The 18723-nt window shown below is 42.3% G+C and carries 9 protein-coding genes; 5 read left to right on the top strand and 4 right to left on the bottom strand.

The annotated features are described in order from the left end of the window. Positions 1-3063: isopeptide-forming domain-containing fimbrial protein (locus tag ACTJJQ_RS14595; protein WP_440600323.1), on the bottom strand; the 3063-nt coding region annotated here is incomplete at its 3' end. 548 nt (positions 3064-3611) lie between these two features. Between ACTJJQ_RS14595 and ACTJJQ_RS14590 the strand changes: the two genes are divergently transcribed. After that, on the top strand, positions 3612-4256 hold the full coding sequence (locus ACTJJQ_RS14590) for a YczE/YyaS/YitT family protein (protein ID WP_007498187.1): 645 nt from the start codon (positions 3612-3614) through the stop codon (positions 4254-4256). 125 nt (positions 4257-4381) lie between these two features. Next, positions 4382-5083 (top strand): 4'-phosphopantetheinyl transferase family protein, encoded by a 702-nt coding sequence (locus tag ACTJJQ_RS14585; RefSeq protein ID WP_019743160.1) that lies wholly within the window; start codon positions 4382-4384, stop codon positions 5081-5083. Here ACTJJQ_RS14585 and ACTJJQ_RS14580 read toward each other — a convergent pair. After that, a complete protein-coding gene (locus ACTJJQ_RS14580; RefSeq protein ID WP_440600322.1) occupies positions 5070-6407 on the bottom strand; it encodes a PLP-dependent aminotransferase family protein in 1338 nt (445 codons plus the stop codon). The two genes, ACTJJQ_RS14585 and ACTJJQ_RS14580, sit on opposite strands and share 14 nt — an antisense overlap. Before the next feature lie 131 nt (positions 6408-6538). Between ACTJJQ_RS14580 and ACTJJQ_RS14575 the strand changes: the two genes are divergently transcribed. From ACTJJQ_RS14575 to ACTJJQ_RS14565, 3 genes are all read left to right on the top strand, one after another. Further along, entirely contained in the window at positions 6539-7465 is a 927-nt protein-coding gene (locus ACTJJQ_RS14575; RefSeq protein ID WP_440600321.1) for a DMT family transporter, read from the top strand. A gap of 193 nt (positions 7466-7658) precedes the next feature. Further along, complete coding sequence (locus ACTJJQ_RS14570) at positions 7659-8993, top strand: hypothetical protein (RefSeq protein ID WP_268357060.1); 1335 nt, start codon at positions 7659-7661, stop codon at positions 8991-8993. A gap of 8 nt (positions 8994-9001) precedes the next feature. Continuing rightward, positions 9002-9694 (top strand): ABC transporter ATP-binding protein, encoded by a 693-nt coding sequence (locus tag ACTJJQ_RS14565; RefSeq protein WP_173407746.1) that lies wholly within the window; start codon positions 9002-9004, stop codon positions 9692-9694. A 79-nt stretch (positions 9695-9773) separates the two neighbouring features. Here the strand turns inward: ACTJJQ_RS14565 and ACTJJQ_RS14560 are convergent, their stop codons facing one another. Together ACTJJQ_RS14560 and ACTJJQ_RS14555 are read right to left on the bottom strand one after the other, a co-directional pair. Further along, positions 9774-10514 carry a thioesterase II family protein gene (locus tag ACTJJQ_RS14560; protein WP_206114186.1) on the bottom strand — a complete coding sequence of 247 codons (741 nt, stop codon included), beginning with the start codon at positions 10512-10514 and terminating at the stop codon, positions 9774-9776. Between the two features lie 6 nt (positions 10515-10520). Further along, entirely contained in the window at positions 10521-18719 is an 8199-nt protein-coding gene (locus ACTJJQ_RS14555; RefSeq protein WP_440600320.1) for an amino acid adenylation domain-containing protein, read from the bottom strand. Positions 18720-18723 lie beyond the last annotated feature (4 nt).

Genomic DNA, 18723 nt, shown 5'->3' with positions numbered 1-18723 from the left:
TGTATTGCCTTCTGCTTTTTGAGAGATCTCAGATGTTTTTTCTGATTCAAGCTTTGGATCTCTTGGATCAATTTTTGTTTCGGTTGTCGGTTCGTCTGGTGGCGTATTATCGCCTGTGACGCTTGCTGTATTTTGAATGGTTTTACCTGCTTGTCCTTTGGCTACTTTTGCCTCGAACGTCACAGTATGCCAGTCCGTGTCTTTGATATCACCAAATTGTCCGGTGACTGTGCCTTTTGTGTAATCTCCGTTATCGGCATCTTTTGCGTCTGTGACGGCTTGGTCATCTACTTTTAATGACCCTTCGACGTATTCAAGACCTTCTGGCAGTTTATCTGAAATCACGAGATTTTCGACGATGCTGTCCTCTTCAAGATTCTTTGTTTTGATCGTATAAAGAAGGGTATCGCCTACCTGTGGTGTTTTTTCATCTGTGTTCCCTTCTGCTTTTTTCTGAATGCTCGCTGTCTTTTCTGATGCTAGTTTTGGATCACGAGGATAAATTTCTGTCTTCGTTGTTGGATCATCTGGCGGCGTGTTTTCACCAGTTACTTCGGCAGTGTTTTGAATGTCTTGACCAGCCTGTCCCTTTTCAACTGTCACTTCAAACGTCACGGTATGCCAGTCTGTGTCCTTCACATTACCAAAATAACCGGTGACCTTTCCATCTGTGTAGTCACCGCTATCGTCGTCTTTCACATCTGTAACGGATTCTCCATCAATTTCAAGAGACCCAGCGACATACTTCAGCCCTTTTGGTAATTGATCTGAGATCACTAGATTTTCCACAAGGCTGTCTTCTATCGTGTTCTTTGTTTTAATTGTATAAAGCAGGGTATCTCCCACTTCTGGATGCTTCTCATCTTTGTTACCTTCTGCTTTTTTCTGCAAGACGGCTGATTTTTCAGAAGTCAGCTTCGGGTCACGAGGATAGATTTCTGTTTTTGTTGTCGGATCATCTGGAGGTGTGTTGTCACCTGTGACACTGGCTGTATTTTGAATATCTTTACCAGATTGTCCTTTTTCAACCGTGACCTCAAAGGTCACTGTATGCCAGTCTGTATCTTTAATGTCACCGAATTGTCCTGAGACGGTTCTGTTTGTGACATCACCATTGTCTTGATCTTTCTCATCTGTGACCGCTTGTCCGTCTACCTCAAGGGAATTCGGCACATACGCTAATCCTTCCGGCAGTTCGTCTGAGATCACTAAATTTTCAACGAGACTGTCTTCTATCGTATTCTTTGTTTTAATCGTATAAAGAAGGGTATCACCGACCTCTGGATGCTTCTCATCTGTATTGCCATCTGCTTTTTTCTGCAAGACGGCTGATTTTTCAGAAGTCAGCTTCGGGTCACGAGGATAGATTTCTATATTCGTTGTCGGCTTGTCTGGCGGTGTATTGCCGGTTGTGACATTGGCTGTATTTTGAATGTCTTTGCCTGCCTGACCTTTTTCAACTGTGACTTCAAACGTCACGGTATGCCATTTCACATCTTTCACTTCACCGAACGTTCCAGTGACAGTTCCATCTGTCATATCACCGTTGTCGTCATCTTTTGTATCTGTGACTGGATTCCCATCTACCTGTAGAGAATTTGGTACATAAGATAATCCTTGAGGTAACTTATCAGAAATCACAAGGTCTTCTATTACACTATCTTCAACAGCGTTACGGGCTTGAATGGTATACAGCAACGTGTCGCCTACTTCTGGATGTTTCTCATCTGTATTACCATCTGCTTTTTTCTGTAAGACCGCTGATTTTTCTGATTCAAGCTTTGGATCACGAGGATAAATTTCTATGTTTGTTGTTGGATTGTCTGGCGGTGTGTTTTCCCCTTTGACATTCGCTGTATTTTGAATATCTTTACCCGCTTGCCCTTTTGCTACTTTCGCTTCAAATGTCACGGTGTGCCAATCAGTGTCTTTCACATCACCTATTTGACCTGTCACAGTGCCGTTTGTATAATCACCTTTGTCTTGATCTTTGGCATCAGTTACGCTTGTACCGTCTACCTGAAGAGATCCAGAAACATAGGTTAAACTACTCGGAAGATTATCTGATATGGTCAGATTCTTAAGAACGCCGTATTGCACCGTATTTTTTGCTCTAATTGTATAAAGCAAAGTGTCGCCTACTTCTGGATTCTTTTCATCTGTGTTGCCTTCTGCTTTTTTCTGTAAAGCAACCGATTTTTCTGATTCAAGGTTAGGTGGATATGGATCGAATTCGGGCTTCACACGTGAAGCTAAGTCGTAAGATAATGAATCACCTGCAATGCCTAAATATGTTGTACTTAATGTTTTCGCATCAAGTGTAAAAAGAGTGGAATGACCAATGGATTCATTTAATCCTGACTGTAATAGCATCTGCCCATTTGGCAAGAAGCTAATTCCCCGCACGCCTCCGTCAATCGTTTTACCATCCGCATTTGTAATCGGAATGACACGAATGACTTCAGCTGTTTCAGGATTCATTTGCGCAACGGCTCCACTGTTATTCGATGCAAACCAAAGATAGCCATCCTTATCGACTACAAGATCTCCGCCAATGTCACCACCAATGCCAGAGCCAGCGTCATAACCGACGATTTTTTTGGACGTTTTTTGACCCGTAACTAAATCGTACGTTCCAAGGAAAGAATCACCATTAGAAAAATAAGAATAAATATATTTATCTTGATGCACAACGGCATTAGTAGCGCCTTCAGGTAGTTTCGTTACGACTTGTGCTTGCCCTGATGTCGCATTTATTTTATATAGAGTAAGGCTAGTGCCATTTGCAGTTGCATACACTACATTTTCTCGATCGCTAACAGCAACACCATTCACTGCGCCTATATCGATTCCTTTCACCTCTACACTAGCTTTAACATTTGTTGGATCATTTCCATCGAGTTGCTGAAGAACTAGTGGCCTAGTTCCAATCATATAGGAATCCGTATTGTTCACGACCACCGTCCCAGCGGCTTTCGTAACAGGTGGCGAAACTGTTAATAAATTCCCAGCAATCAGCACCAATATAAGAAATAATTGACTCGTTCTTTTTATTATGTTCATTTTTTTTAACATCCCCTTTTCCCTGCTCTAAATCATAATGGTATGTACCAGTTCACCTCCCACACTTTGGTAAAGAATATCAGTAACATTTCAGAACCCTCAACATGACCAAAAGACTATTTTCGACAAAAATAGCCCTTTGGTCATATACAGCTTTCGACATCTGATCCATCTATGTTTTTTCCAATAAAACAAGTTTTTTTATCGTGTATCAAATATTTTATCTATCAATAAAAACAGGCCTAACGACGCAATTTACATACAATCTATTCTATTTTATCTTGAATATTCTTTAATTGGATAAAGGTTGGTTTTTTGTCATTTTATATTGAATTTTTTTCTTGTTTTCATAAAAATTGTTAATTATTGGTTCGCTTTGTTAAAAAAAACAATTCAAAAGTCTTGCTCCAACATTTGATGTTTTCTGCTCTTTTTATGGAAAAAATTCTTTTTATCGAGTAAGCGATTACAATTGAGCAAAGCCATTTAAAGGGGCGTGCGAGTATGTTACGATTGAAATCGAGTGTTTAAGAAAGAAGGGAAAGCTTTTGAAGCGGGAACATCTTTTACGTTGGTTTTTTTATTTTGTTGGATTGATTGTACTTGCTTTTGGACTATCGCTGACAGTGAAAGGAAAAATCCTTGGCATTGGTCCTTGGGACGCTTTTCATTATGGACTGTTTCAGCATTTTGGTTTAACCATTGGACAATGGTCCATCATTATTGGTGCACTCATTGTGACACTGACATCTGTTTTCACGAAATCTTTTCCAAAGATCGGCGCCCTGCTCAATATGGTGCTGATCGGCGTGTTTATTGATTTCTTTAATGCAGTATTACCTGCACCACATGGGTATTTACCTGCTTTATATGTGTTTATTACGGGCGTGATTGTGTCTGGGTATGGCGTTGGCATTTATGTCTCAGCTAATCTTGGCGCTGGGCCAAGGGATTCATTAATGCTGCTCATCTCAGCAAAAACGGGGCTGAACGTACAGTGGGTTCGAAATGGTATTGAGTTAACCGTGCTTCTATTTGCATGGATGCTCGGCGGACCGATTGGCATTGGAACGATTCTGACCGCCATCTTTACAGGACTCGTCCTTCGCTTTTCCTTGCCGCAATCAACTCGGCTTCTGCAGCTGCTCATTACAAAAACAGCGGAGAAACCTGTTCAAACCCTTACCCGATAAGAACAAGCCATTCTATGAAAAGAATGGCTTTTCTTGTGCAGACCAACTTTACCCTTCTATTGAAAAGGATGCTTCGCAAGGTGTTCATCCAATGGTACAATAAATGTAAAAAATTGAGGTCCGTTATGAAGATTTTCGCTATTCAATTACAACCTTTAGATGATAAAAATGCACGAAAACAAATAGAACAGCTGAAGCCTTTTGTGTCATTTGAAAAACGCGCCGCCGCTGAGCGCTTTCGTTTTTTGATCGATGCAAGAAGAACGCTGTTAGGTGAGGTACTGATTCGTCACATCATTCATGAGATGTACGCACTGCCAATGGAACAGATCATTTTTGAAACAGAAGGGAACGGAAAGCCTGTTGTCCGGCAAATTCCTTCTTTTCATTTTAATCTTTCTCACTCTGGTGATTGGGTCGTGGGCGCAGTAGATGATGCGCCTGTTGGTATTGATATTGAAGAGATTAAACCGATTGATTTAGCCATTGCCGAGCGATTTTTTTCAGCTGACGAATATCAAGATTTACTCTCACAGCCGGCAGAACGGCAGGAAGCCTATTTCTTTCATTTATGGTCCATGAAGGAGGCTTTTATCAAGCTGACAGGGAAGGGAATATCCTATGGTCTTTCATCCTTTACCGCTCGCTTGTCAGAGGATGGACAGGCTACTTTGAGATTACCTGATCACGAAGCCCCTTGCGTTGTCCAAACATATTCACTTGATCCTGCCTACCAAATGGCAGTTTGTACAAGAAAACCCGCTGCGGCTGAGCACGTCGAGATACTCACTTGTGAGAACATGCTGTCTCGCCTTAATAACGTGTGATTTGTTGAAGTGATGACTTTAGCAAATCGACGCCTCGTGCGATTTCCTCTTCTTTTACATGCCAAATGTTCAGCTGAAGTATAGGCTCCTTTTGATAAGTAGAAATGAAATGGCGGTCAATCGGCTGAACCATCACAGAAGCCTTTTTTAGCTGCTGAATAAGCTGATTCATCGGAATGGACCGGTCGACACGAACGTGGGTATGGGTAGCTGGCTCCTCTTCTCCCAGCTCATAAGCGCCTTGATCATTTTTCAAACAGGCCACAAGTTGTTTGGATCGAGCTCTATAGGTCGCCTGCATCCTTTCTCTATGACGCTCAAACATCCCGCTTTTCAAATATATTTCTAAAGCAGCCTGCGACAGCATCGAGCTGTCGATATCAATCAGCCGTTTATGTTCACTGAAGGGGCCAATCAGCTCGTTTGGTAAGACGACAGCACCTGTTCTAAGCCCTGGAAAAATGATTTTTGAGAAGCTTTTTAAATAAATGGCCTTCCCCGCCTGATCATATGAATAGATCGGGTCTCTTTTTGTATCGAATTCTAAATCAGCCAAATAATCATCTTCAACGATGTAGACATCATATGCTTCGGCAAGGGCTGCAATCGCTATTTTTTCTTGTTTCGACAGACTCGTTCCAAGCGGGTTTTGAAACCTTGGCATCGTATAGAAAAAGCGAATATCCTCCTCTCGGAAGATACGCTCCAATTCCTGAAGATCGAGTCCTTTTTCCGTACGCTGAATCCCCCGGACAGGCAGCTGGTTTTTCTCTAAGTATTGGAGGAATAGGTGATAGCCTGGCTGTTCGACCAATATGGTCTGTTTTCCATTCGGAAACGGGATGGTGCTTAAAATCGATAAAGCCAGCTGAATACCAGAGGTCATAACGATCTGTTCTGGAGAGGCAAACACTTGATAATCCGTTAAACGCTTTGAAATGATTGGCAGTAAAGATGGTAATCCATTGGTGGTGCCATAGATAAATAAATCATTTTGATACAGATCAATCGCTTGATTGATGCAGTGCTGAAAATCGACATACGGAAACACAATGGGATCAGGCGCAGAGGAAGCAAAATCAATCCATGTGCTGCCCTTCTGAACGGCTGACTGATTGGTTTTTACGACAAAATAGCCACTTCTTTCTACAGAGTACAGCAAGTGTTCACGCTCTAACGTGTCTAGTGCTTTTATGACAGTGCTTTTGCTCACAGCATATTGAGCCGCTAAGTGACGAATGGATGAGATTTTCATTCCAGCATTGTATTCACCGCTCTCGATTTTGTTTTTTATATTCAACACAAGCTGATCATATTTCCTCACAGTACTACCCTCCTTGTACCGGTACAGATATCAATAACTCTTATTGTACACTTTACTTGATCCGTTTACGATAAAAAGACAGAACCGGTCAATTCAACTGAAGCATGCATGCTCTTGTAAGGAGAATTCTGATGGATATGTCAAAACAAAAAGCGTATGCTGCCTCGATCGCATACGCCTGTATTATTGGTTTTTCATTCTTGTTTGTCAAAGTAGCCTTAGCATCAGCGAATCCAATTGATGTATTGGCACACCGATTTACCGTTTCTTTCGCAGCTGCTCTTTTGCTATTTCCATTTTTACGAAAAAAGTACCGTTTTTCCATTCAATGGCGTGATCTTATTTACATTGTGCCATTTTCCTTGCTTTATCCTGTGTTGTTTTTTGCATTTCAAGTGTGGGGGCTGATGTTCGCCTCTTCATCAGAGGCCGGCATTATTCAGGCGACCATCCCTATTTTGACAATGGTGCTTGCAGCATGGTGTTTAAAGGAACGTCCTACCTCGATTCAGGTGCTGTTTACCATTCTTTCTGTGTCCGGGGTGATGCTCCTCTTTGTGGTGAAGGGAATTGATGTGAAACATTCTCATCTCATTGGTTATGTGCTGATCTTACTTTCAGCCTTATCATCCAGTGCCTATAGCGTATTTGCCAGGGTGATGACACGGCGATTCCATGTCATTGAACTGACTTTCGTGATGACATTCTTTGGATTTGTCTTCTTTAATGCTGCTGCTCTCATTCGGCACTCGGTAAATGCTACACTACCGCAGTTTTTCAATCCGTTTACGCAGCCATCCTTTGTATGGTCTATGCTCTTTTTAGGCATTCTCTCATCACTGCTCACAGCATATTTATCAAACTATGCTCTTTCCCACCTTGAAGCAGCAAAGGTGAGTATCTTTAACAATCTTTCTGCTTTCATTACCATTGCCGCTGGCGTGCTTATTTTACATGAAACGATTGATATGGTTCACCTCATCGGGGCTGTGCTCGTCATTGGCGGAGTGATTGGCGGAAATGTGGTGAGGAAGGGGAATTCATCACAGAAGAACTAGACAAAACTAACAACAAAACCATTTATTGTCTTGTATTTTTTTGTATAATAAGGAGAGAGAACCTTTCCTTATTATACAAACTAAAATGGACGTGTTATGAGTGCATATATTTATAGTATTTACAAAGATATTGATCCTCAACGAGTTAAGAGGCTATCAACGTAACAGACCTTATTTATATGTGTTATTTGCGATGAACTACATACTAGCACCACTCTTCCTAGGTGGACTGCTTGCGTTTTTTATCAAAAACGTATCAATCATCTACATCTCATTTTTCATTTTTTTAACAACGATTCACCTTGATAAAAGTCTAATGCGAATCTTATTTTCTTCAGATAAAAAACAGATGGCCATCCTGAAATTGAATATGGACCAATATATTTTCGGGAAAGATATGAGTAAATTTTTCAGTGTCATGATTGGTTTTATATGCTTTTTTTTAGGTTCTTTCTGCATGACTTTAAACACACATGTTTTGTATCATTCTTTTATTCTTGGAGCCTTAGGCATTAGCTCGTTATTATTCGGATATTTACTTAGATTGAACTTATTATTACTTCTTACTAGACCTAGAGTCTTATCAATCACACCCATGATTCAATACATCACCACTGGGGTCATTGCTGCTTGGATGTTTTTTGTTTTTAAATTCGAATTATTTTCTATTCCTTTTTCTAACCAATTGGTGCTTACGCTTGCTGCTTTGATCTTTCTTACTAGTCTTATTTTGTTAATCAATTGGAAAAAGAACCTTAGATATACGCCTATCTTCCATTCAGAGGAGAAGGATAGACATCATCAAAACACAACATCAAGATCTTTCGATCATATTTTATTTTTTGAAATCACCCTTCTTTTGAGAAACCCTCCAATACAATGGTCGGTTTTACTATTTATATTAACAATATCTGGTGGTCTATTTACTCTCATTCTGTATGGTGTTCATACAAACCAAATCGAAACACTGAATATAGAAAATGATTTTTTGTTTATCTTTAGTGTGATATTCCCTATGATTTTTATTTCTAACGCCCTTCAATCTTATGTCTCTTTTGATGTTGATGGTCCCATTATTCCTTTAAAACATAGGTTACCTCACTTTATAAAGAACAAAATAAACTCTAAGTTGATATTATCCGTTTTATTACATATGTTTTTTTGTATTGTATATACTATCTTTTCTACTTTTACAATAAATGTAGATCACCCCTTTTATGTAATATTTACTTTGTTAGTTAGTAGCGTTTTAATAGGCGTATGCACAGTTGGTTCTACTGTTCTATTTCCTTATTTTAAATGGGAATATGTGTATCAAGTTCCTAGCACACTAAGCAAATTAACATTAAACCTTTGCTTCAGTTTCATTTTAGGCTTATCCGTTATGTCCTCATATAACCTAGCCTCTTTTATTGCGGCAAATACGATCATGATTGTTTGTACAGTGATCATCATCGTCATCATGTTTTTATTTTGGGATAAAACGATTAACAAAAACTGTCAATCAGTTAAAACATTATTCGAGTGAGGGATTGTATGCTTTCAATTCATGATCTAATCAAGGAATATACAGAGTCCAACTTCAAAATATCAATTCATGAATTACATTTTCATAAAGGCTCAATTGTTGGATTATTAGGCAAAAATGGCGCTGGAAAAACAACCATTCTTGAAATAATCGCGGGGTTGATCACACCAGATAAAGGTGAATTGATCATACAAAAAAATATAGCAAATGGTTTTTCAACTGTCGGTTACATGGAAGATGATCCAACACTTTTTGAAAACTTAACATGCTTCGAATTGATTAAATATCAATCCATGTTAGTTGAACAACCGTTAAATAAAAAACAGATTCAACATTTATTAGAAAAATATGGGCTTGAAAAACAAGCCCATATTCGCTCTTCTTCTCTATCCCGAGGGATGAGGCAGAGAATTTCTTTTATATTAACCACCTTACACAATCCAGCTATTATCTTATTAGATGAACCATTTACCGGTCTAGACCCAGCAAATATGACACTTATGAAAAGACATCTAAGAGAATTTAAGGCTCAAAATAAAACGATCATTCTTTCTACGCACATCCTGCAATTTGCCGCTAACTTATGTGACGAGATCCTTTTTATAAATGAAGGACAAATCGTTCATTCAGAAAAAAAACCTTCCGAAGAAATATTTGATGAAGTGCAGCTTGAAAAAAGATTCTTTGAAACGTTATCCTAAATAGCAGTTTCTCTGCGTTTAAAATGATATTCAGCTATAGAAAACAACGGCCCTCGTTTGACGGGGCCGTTGTTTTCTTTTATTGGCTGATGAATTGCCTTTTTGTTGTCTGCTCAATGACATGCCTCATATGTTCTGCGAACTGCTCGAGGTGTGTGTTGATATACATGTGGCCTCCTTCGAAATCAGTGCGTTCGATGGAGTTTGCCCATGTTAGCCAGCCGGCTGCGTCTTCCATACATTTTTTATCTTGCTTTCCGTTCAATAAATAAACGGGTGATTCAATGATTGTTTTGTCTGTATGCTGGAAGGATTCTAATGCTTGATAGTCGGCACGTAAGGATGGTGTAAAGTAATCCATCATTGGCTTGTTCTCTAACAATTCTTTTGGAATCCCGCCCATTTCAGCAATATGCTGAACAAATGCTTCATTCGATAAATGGGTCAATATTTGTCTTTTTGTTTGCGGCGGCTGAATGGCAGAAATGACAACTGCTGCCGGATCGATGCCTTCCTTTTCTAGCAGCTGAGTCAGTCTGTACACCACAAGTCCACCCATGGAATGTCCGAACAAAATAAATGGACGGTTTAATTTACCTGTCAGCCCTTCTTTATACAATTCAGCCAACCGGTCAATGCTTGACTCAAGCGGCATGAGGTTCGTTCCATGACCCGGAGGCTCTGCTGCTGTCACTTCGGCCGTGTCCTTCAGCTTTTCAAAGAGCGGACGGTAAGAGGCGGAATATCCGCCTGCAAAAGGAAAACAAATAAGCTGAATCAGATCTGATTTTTTTTCAAAGGTTTTAAATAATTGGTTCATACGTCCTTACCCCTTTACGATCGTTTCAAGAATTTGCGCAAGTTGATCTGCCTGCGGTCTTTTCATCATGGTCACATGGTCGCCTTTTATCTGAAAATACGAGCACGTTTCTCTCGTGTAAGCTTCCCAATCGGCAAATTTCTTCTGGAAATCTGTGGCGTGATCGCTGCTTTGTATAATATAAAACGGCACAGAGAATGGGTCTTTTTCTAATTCAATGGCTTGTGACATGATGGTATTATGTGTCTGCATTTGCAAGTATCTATCTAAATAGTGATCATTCATAAATTGATGAACGACTTCATCCTTTTCTGCTTCTTTGAGAATTTTCTGCTTCACTTCTTGGAAGCTGAGCCCTTGTAATGCTTCTGGTTTGATGCCGACGAGGTTCCCCATACCCAGAACGAGGGCCAGCATTTTCACTTCTTCTTCGTTCATATCGGCATGAAGCGCTTGATCTGCCTCATCTCTTAATACCGGAACCGTATCTAAAATGATCAATCCTTTTGGCGCTTTTCCTGCATGACAGAGTCTCTGATTCATTCCGTAAGCAAGATGTCCGCCCATGGAATGCCCGGCCAAATAATCAATGCCTGGTCGATAGAATGTCTCAATGGCTTCAATAAAAATGGTGACAAGCTCTGTATAATGAAGGAATTGTGGTTCTTCATCCTCATACAAGCCTGGAGACTGCAAGGCGTAAACAGCTCCTTCATGTGTCATGAGCTTGGCCACATCGATATACCCCATCACCGTTCCACCAGCAGGCGGTGCAAAGAAAATTCTCGGTTCAGCCGGATCCCCTTTTTTCAACTCGATCACATAGTCTTTCGGGGCTCTTTCGACAGGCTCGCCTGTTTCTGGCATTGTGTCCAAATATGCCGCTAACTGCGCTGGCGCTGGGTGCATGAAAATCCATTTCGGATCAACACGGACACTTTTTTCTTTTAATTTGGCAACGGCTTGAATACTCATAATGGAATCTCCACCTAAATCAAAGAATGAATCATGAATTCCTACTCGTTTGACACCAAGCACTTCACTGAAAGCTGTCACAATCAGCTGCTGTGTTTCTGTTACCGGTTGATCGTCTTCATGTGAGGATGAGACTGCGTCTGTCGGCTCCGGCAATGCTTTTTGATCGACCTTCCCATTCGTTGTGACGGGAATTGCGTCAAGTACGATAAAGTAACTTGGAATCATATAGCCTGGCAGGCTTTCCTGTAAAAATGCTTTCCATCCGGGAACAGGCTCTCCTCCATCTGTGACAAGGTAGGCTGCCAGCCGTTTTGAGCTGCCGTACGTTTTAGCAATGACGGTACATTCTTTTACTTGTGGATGTTTGAGCAGGGCTGTCTCAATTTCTCCACATTCAATTCGGTAGCCTCTAATTTTGACCAAGTTGTCTTTTCGGCCAAGGTATTCAATACTGCCATCAGATCGCCATTTCCCTAGGTCACCGGAACGATACAGTTTGTCCCCTTTTAATGCCGGGAATGGATTGTCAATAAACCGCTCCTCCGTACGCTCTGGGTCATGCAGATACCCTTTCGCCAGCCCTGTTCCGCCGATATAGATTTCTCCTTTTACGCCTGTTGGTACTGGATTGAGATGATCATCTAGTATGACAACCGTTGAGTTGGCGACTGGCACACCGATTGGCACTGATCTAGCATCCTCCGGTACGTGTGTGACTTGATAAGTGGTCGCTAATGTTGTGTTTTCTGTTGGACCGTAAGCATTGATCAGCACACCCTTCATATGCGGCAATGCCTTTCGTGCATGCTCACTAGACATGGCTTCTCCGCCAACGAGTAATGTACGGTATCCAGCCACACTTTTTGGATCATGCTCAATCAGCCGGTTGAATAATGCAGTTGGCAAACAGTTGGCTGTGACTTGATGCGTTTTGATTAACCGAGTTAATTCGTCCATATTCAGAGCAGCATATTTCGGGATCAGAACCAGCTGACCGCCATTGAGCAACATTCCCCATAATTCAAAGGTAAAGGCATCAAATGCATAGTTAGACAGCTGAAGCATTTTATCTTCTGAACCAAGCTCAATATAGTTTGTTTCTTTCACTAAGCGGACCACACCTGCATGAGGAAGCATCACGCCTTTTGGTGTGCCTGTTGAGCCTGAAGTGTAGTTCACATAGGCAAGCTGGTCTTCTCCTACAATCGATTTTTCCCTTTGATACACTGCGTCTGTTTCTGGTAACGGCTTGTCCATTTCAATCTTTGTGCCGCTCAGACCGTCTAAACGATTGATCAGATGCGACTGGGTTAAGATGATATCGCTTTGTGTATCGCGAACGATCAGACCGATGCGGGCATCTGGATACTCAGGTGACATCGGTACATAAGCAGCACCCGACTTGACGATCCCTAGAACTGAGACCATCATGTCAAACGAACGATCAAACAGCATCGGGACAAGTGAACCTGGTCCAACGCCCTTTGACTGTAAATAGGCAGCCAGTTTTGTCGCCTTCTCGTCTAAATCTTGATACGTCATATGCTCTTCCATATAAGATACAGCAATCCGGTGCGGATCACGCTGCACTTGTTCTTCAAATAGTTCTTGCAGCGTACGCTTTGGATAAGGCGTGTCAGTTTGATTTTTTCCTATGATCATGGCATTCTGTTCTGCTTTGTCCATGACGCAAAAGTCAGCGAATGTCCGTTCAGGCTGAGCCGTCATGCCATCTAACAGATTGAGATAATAATTCATCATACGGTGGATCGTTTCTTGCTCAAATAAATCCGTATTATATTCCACATGGATAGACAGCTTGTCCTCCTGCTCAAATACATGCAAGGTGAGATCAAATTTAGAGACGGTATGATGGACCATCACTTGTTCCGATGTCAGTCCTTTTAGGTTGATATCCAGCGAATCAGTGACATACCCCATGGCGACTTGGAAGATTGGTGAACGACTTAGGTCTCTATCAATTGAAAGGTCATCCACAAGCTTGTCGAATGGATAATGCTGATGCTCAAAGGCTTTTAACGTCATTTCTTTCACCTTTGCCAGTAAATCGGCAAAGGTATCGGCTTTTGAAACGTCCTGTCTCAGCGCCAACGTATTGACAAACATGCCAACGAGCTTCTCTGATTGTTCGACATCACGGCCAGCGATCGGCGATCCAACAATGACATCTGTTTGTCCAGACAACTTGTGAAGCAGGACATAATAGGCTGACAACATCGTCATAAATAGTGTTGTCCCCTGCTGCCTCGACAAGGCATGTAAACGACGAACAAGCGGTTCATCTATCACGATTTGCTCTGTAGCCCCATTAAATGTTTGAACCGGCGGACGAGGACGGTCAAACGGGAGCTCTAATACCGGCAACTCTCCTTGTAACGTTTCAAGCCAATAGCTCTGAGCCTTCTGGTGGTTCTTTAATTGCTCATTCTCCCAATGAACATAATCGGTCCATTCAACCTCAAGTGCAGGTAGCTCAGGCGTTTTCTCTAATAATAGCGCACCATACACGACTTGTAATTCTTGAATAAGCAGGCTGAGCGACCATGCATCGGAAATGATATGATGCTGCGCACAAAGCAAGTAATATTCCTCTTTCCCCATATCAACAATTGTCCACTGCGCAAGCGGTCCCCGTTCTAAGTCATAGATGCGGTTCGCCTCTTGCTGAATCAGCTGTTCCAGTCTTCTCGCTCTTGTTTTTTCATTAAATAATGAGAAGTTCGCAACGGTTACTGATGGCGGAAGGTCTTCACGGATGACTTGAACCGGCTTGCCGCCAATGGTTTGAAATGTTGCGCGCAGTGCTTCATGACGTTTTGTTAAGAGACCGATCGCCTTTGTTAACGTTTGGATGTGTAATTGGCCCATCAGCTTCCAAGCACCTAATATATTGTAATGATGGCTCTTTTCTAATGTAGATAAGAACCAAATTCGCTGCTGAGCGTGTGACAGCTCATAGCTTGTTCGTTTTTCCAGCTTTGGAATGCTGGCTTCCTGAATGGCTGGTGCTCCATTGATGTCATCGACCATTTGTGCCAAGTGTGCCAGATTCTTGCTTTCAAATAATATTTTTAGCGGCGCCTTTAGTGAAAACTCATGATTAATACGTGAAATCGTTTGAGTGGCCTTTAATGAATGTCCACCAAGGTCAAAGAATTGATCCTCTTTGTACACACGATCGACTTCTAAAATATCCTCCCATATGGCCGCAAGCACCTGCTCTGTCTTCGTTTCTGGCAATTGCTTTTCAAACGGCTGTGCGTGTTTGTGATGGAACTGTTTGAGGGCTTCATGATCAATAGAGCCATCTTGTTTTTTCGGTATATCTTCCACTTGCCTGATGTCCCATTTCCCCTCTATGATGCCTGTGATCTTGTCAGCATCCACTTCTTTGCCTGATTGCACCGTATAGTACAGTTTCTTTTCAAAAAATGGTATTGGTGCTGGTTGAAGATGTTCAGCGATTTCTTGATTCGCCCCATCTAGGCCGATAAATAGATGCGCTTCATTCAGCCGAACACCTAGACATAATGAATGGAGTCCTTGTTTTTTTCCAATCAATTGAAAGCCCTTGCGAACGGTTAGCGCGGCCCCAGTATGTCCCTGAGACAAACCAAGATTATCCCACATGCTGAAATTCAAGGAAATCGCTCTTCTTCCCTCATGATAGGTAAGGGCATGTGCGAGTCCATCTAAAAAGCTGTTTGCAGCAGAATATGCACCAAATGTTGTGCCGCCAAAATAGCCATTCACTGATCCAAAAAAGACGAGTGGAACTGACGGGTCATGCTTGAAGGCTTCTTGCAGCACCCAAGCGCCATCTGCCTTCCCTGAAAGTTCTTTGACGAAATCTTCTTCTGTTGTATGAGCCAATGTGTACGTATCCACATGCTGAAAGTGCTCAGATACATTGCCAGCACCGGCTAAATGAAGCGCTCCTCGGATCGACTGTCCGAAATGCTTTTCTGCTTCATAAATCGCCCGCTCGACGTCACATAAATTCGTCACATCGGCTTGTACATAAAGGGCGTCTCCCAGATCTTTCAGTTGTGAGAATGACGCCTCTTTTTCTCTGTCTTCTTCAAGGGATGTCCGTCCAATTAACACGAGCTTCAAGCCAAATTGGAGCATTTGCTTAGACAGTTCAAATCCAATACCGCCAAGCCCGCCAGTCAGCAAGTACAAGCCTTCATATTCTAAAAACCCTTCTGTCTGAGGTGCCGTCATCATATTCACTTTTTCCAGCTTTGGTACGAGGCGCTGGCCATGCCGGTAAGACACTTCTGCTTTCAAATGAATCGCACCTAGTTCGTCCGCAATATGCTTGGCATCCTGTTCCACATTCTCCGCTTCAATATCAAGGTGAGACACTTCTGCCCCTTCCCATTCTTGCGGGATGGTTTTTAATAATCCGGCAAGAGACGTTTTCTCCACATGAAGCTCATCTTGCGGTTTTACAAATTGACCACCTTTTGTGACAACAACGAGACGCATCGGCTCTTTATTTTCTTGTCTCAATGCTTGATACAAATACAAAATGGATTGGCTAGTGCTTGCATTCAGTTCTTTGAACTGCGCAGGGCTCGCCATCATCTCCTTGTCTGATACATTCCACAAGTGGAGCATACGGCCAATTTTTAATTCATCGGCTTCAAGCGCCGCCACAAGTCTGACGTAATCCCCCTTGATTCGAGGGTTCATCTGATACATCCCTTTTGACAGGCGTAAAAATTCATAACCCTTTTTTACAGAAACATAAGGCAGGTTCATTTGTTCAAATTGTGTATAAAGCGATTGATAAAGCCCTTTTTCATCCTCAAATACGAGTACATGATCAGTGGATACTGGCTGAGATGGACCGATATTCTCTTTTACCCAAATACGTTTAAAGAACCAATCTGGGAGGGTTTGTTCATTTTCTGAAGCAAGATCAAGTGCACGTTCAATGTCATGAAATACCCCATCTTTCAGTGCCGCACCTAGTTGGGCACGTTGGATTTTTCCGCTTTCTGTTTTCGGAAATTGGTCTTTTTTCACCGGAATGATATGGTCAGGTTCGATTCCCATTTTGCGAATGATGCTCTCTCTAATCTGCTGAATCATTGTGATTTGATCCTCTATCGAATCCTTCTGGGTGACAAAAAAGACGGCGAGTGTGTCATTACTTGATTCGGGATTGTAAATGCCGTACGCAGCGGCAAAGGTGACTTCAACCCCCTCAACTTCTTCCACAACGGCTTCAATTTCGTAATTCAAATAGTTCGCTCCGTTGATGACGATGATATCCTTTTCCCGCCCTGTGAGGACTAGGCGCCCTTCATGAATAAATCCTAAATCTCCTGTATGAAACCAGCCGTTTTCTGCAAATACTTCTTCATTGGCTTCCTCATTTTGATAGTAGCCCATCATAATCGTTGGACTCTTCACCTGCAAGCGGCCGACTTGATCTTCTGGCAACACTTGGTGATGCTCATCTACAATCCGAATCCATACAGAAGGGATGGGTGCACCGACTTCTGTAAAAGTCATCTTGTGCGGATGATCGTGCGTCACATATTGAATCTCACTTGTTAATGAGGTCTGATCAATGGTCAGCTGTCCACCCTGATCATCATGACGCATGAATTCTTTTGACTGGACAATGGCTGATGATGTTTCTGACATGCCATAAGCCGGCACCATCGCATGGCGGCTTAATCCGTGCTCACCCATGATGTGCATGAAACGCTGCGTCACTTTAGGAACAACTGCTTCGGCGGCGTTCATGATATAGGTCAAGGTGGAGAGATCCCAGCTCCCTTTGCGAATGTCGTCTTCATATTCATTCATCATCGCAAAGGCAAAGTTTGGCGCCCACGTCCTTGTGACACCGTATCTTTCTACCCAATCCAGCCACACCATCGGCCGTTCGATAAATTGATCAATGGATGGACTAATTTGCTGGCAGCCGAGGTACACATCATGTACATGAAACATGACAATGCCCCCTACATGATCAAGCGGCATCCAGTTCATTGATACATCCTCATGCGTGAAACCATTTGCCTGCTCAAAGGAAATGATTCTAGATAAAATGCTTTGATGGTTGTGCCGGATACACTTTGGCACACCCGTACTTCCTGAGGACAGCAGCTGAAGCACAGGCTCATCCGGCTCTGGCTCATAATGCTGTTCATCTGGATCACAGGCAAGTAATGTTTCGATTGTTAAAATCGGAATCGCTTTTGATTCAAATGTTTCACGCAGCCCTGCAATGTCCTCAGCACTCGCTTCGTTTGTAATAATGAATGGCTCATTTTGCAGCTGAAACACGCCCTTGAGCTTGTTCACGCCTTGATTCATTTCATCATACACAGGCGGTACAGAGACTGGGGTTGGAATGATTCCACCGAGAATACAGCCCCAGAATACCGTGATAAAATCTTGATGATCTTTCAATTGAAGCAGCACTTGATCGCCGTTTGAAAGTCCGGCTGCCCTTAATCCAGATAGGACACGTTCCGCTCCTGTGAGCAATTCCGGGTAAGTCTGGATCACCTCATGACCGCCTTCTTTGAGATACGTGACTCCGCGATTTGGTGACATAAAGGCGGCTCGGATCAGTACCTCTGTCAATGTGACTGGTGTACCAGGTTTTCTAATCACATCACCTCCATAAACAAGAGCTGGTGGTTTTTCTTGTGCGGAGGATTGTATGGTTTGGCTGACTTCATCTTTTGAAAACGATTCGTTTCCATTTGTACGCTGTCTATCTGGGAAGAGGTCATCTAAATGATAGGGTGTTTGTTTTTCTGTCTGACTCTCTATCAAAACGGCTGCTTCCTCTACTCCATCTATGGCTTTCGTGCGCTCTTCTATCTTTCTTCGTTCTTCTTCATCTAGTACATCAATGGCAAGCAGCGCCTCGGTATCGACCGCCCCATTTTCTTTTCGCGGCAAGGAAGGGACGAGGACGAGTGCGGCTGGTACTTCATCAGGATGAAGCGGTCCTTTCATCAAATCCTCTCTTGTCAACGAAGGGTCCTTCGCCTGTGCAAACAGCACAAGCGATAGACCTCCTTCTTGATTTTTCTTCGGGATGAGCGCACATTCCTTTAGTGGAAAGTGAAGCATGAAGACTTTCTCTAATGCTTTGAGATCGATTCGTTTTCCATTGATCCTGACAATATGATTTGCTGCATTTCCTTTTCGTCTACTAACTAGCATTCTT

This window comes from Bacillus sp. 22483, assembly GCF_052044605.1.
Classification (GTDB): Bacteria; Bacillota; Bacilli; order Bacillales; family Bacillaceae; genus Bacillus; species Bacillus altitudinis.
This window is presented reverse-complemented; position numbering and strand designations above follow the sequence as displayed.

What these genes read in the sequence shown, in the direction of transcription:
- ACTJJQ_RS14585 (WP_019743160.1), top strand. Translation starts at nt 4,382, where the DNA reads ATGAAGATTTTCGCTATTCAATTACAACCTTTAGATGATAAAAATGCA.
- ACTJJQ_RS14555 (WP_440600320.1), bottom strand. Translation starts at nt 18,719, where the DNA reads ATGCTAGTTAGTAGACGAAAAGGAAATGCAGCAAATCATATTGTCAGG.
- ACTJJQ_RS14560 (WP_206114186.1), bottom strand. Translation starts at nt 10,514, where the DNA reads ATGAACCAATTATTTAAAACCTTTGAAAAAAAATCAGATCTGATTCAG.
- ACTJJQ_RS14570 (WP_268357060.1), top strand. Translation starts at nt 7,659, where the DNA reads ATGAACTACATACTAGCACCACTCTTCCTAGGTGGACTGCTTGCGTTT.
- ACTJJQ_RS14565 (WP_173407746.1), top strand. Translation starts at nt 9,002, where the DNA reads ATGCTTTCAATTCATGATCTAATCAAGGAATATACAGAGTCCAACTTC.
- ACTJJQ_RS14575 (WP_440600321.1), top strand. Translation starts at nt 6,539, where the DNA reads ATGGATATGTCAAAACAAAAAGCGTATGCTGCCTCGATCGCATACGCC.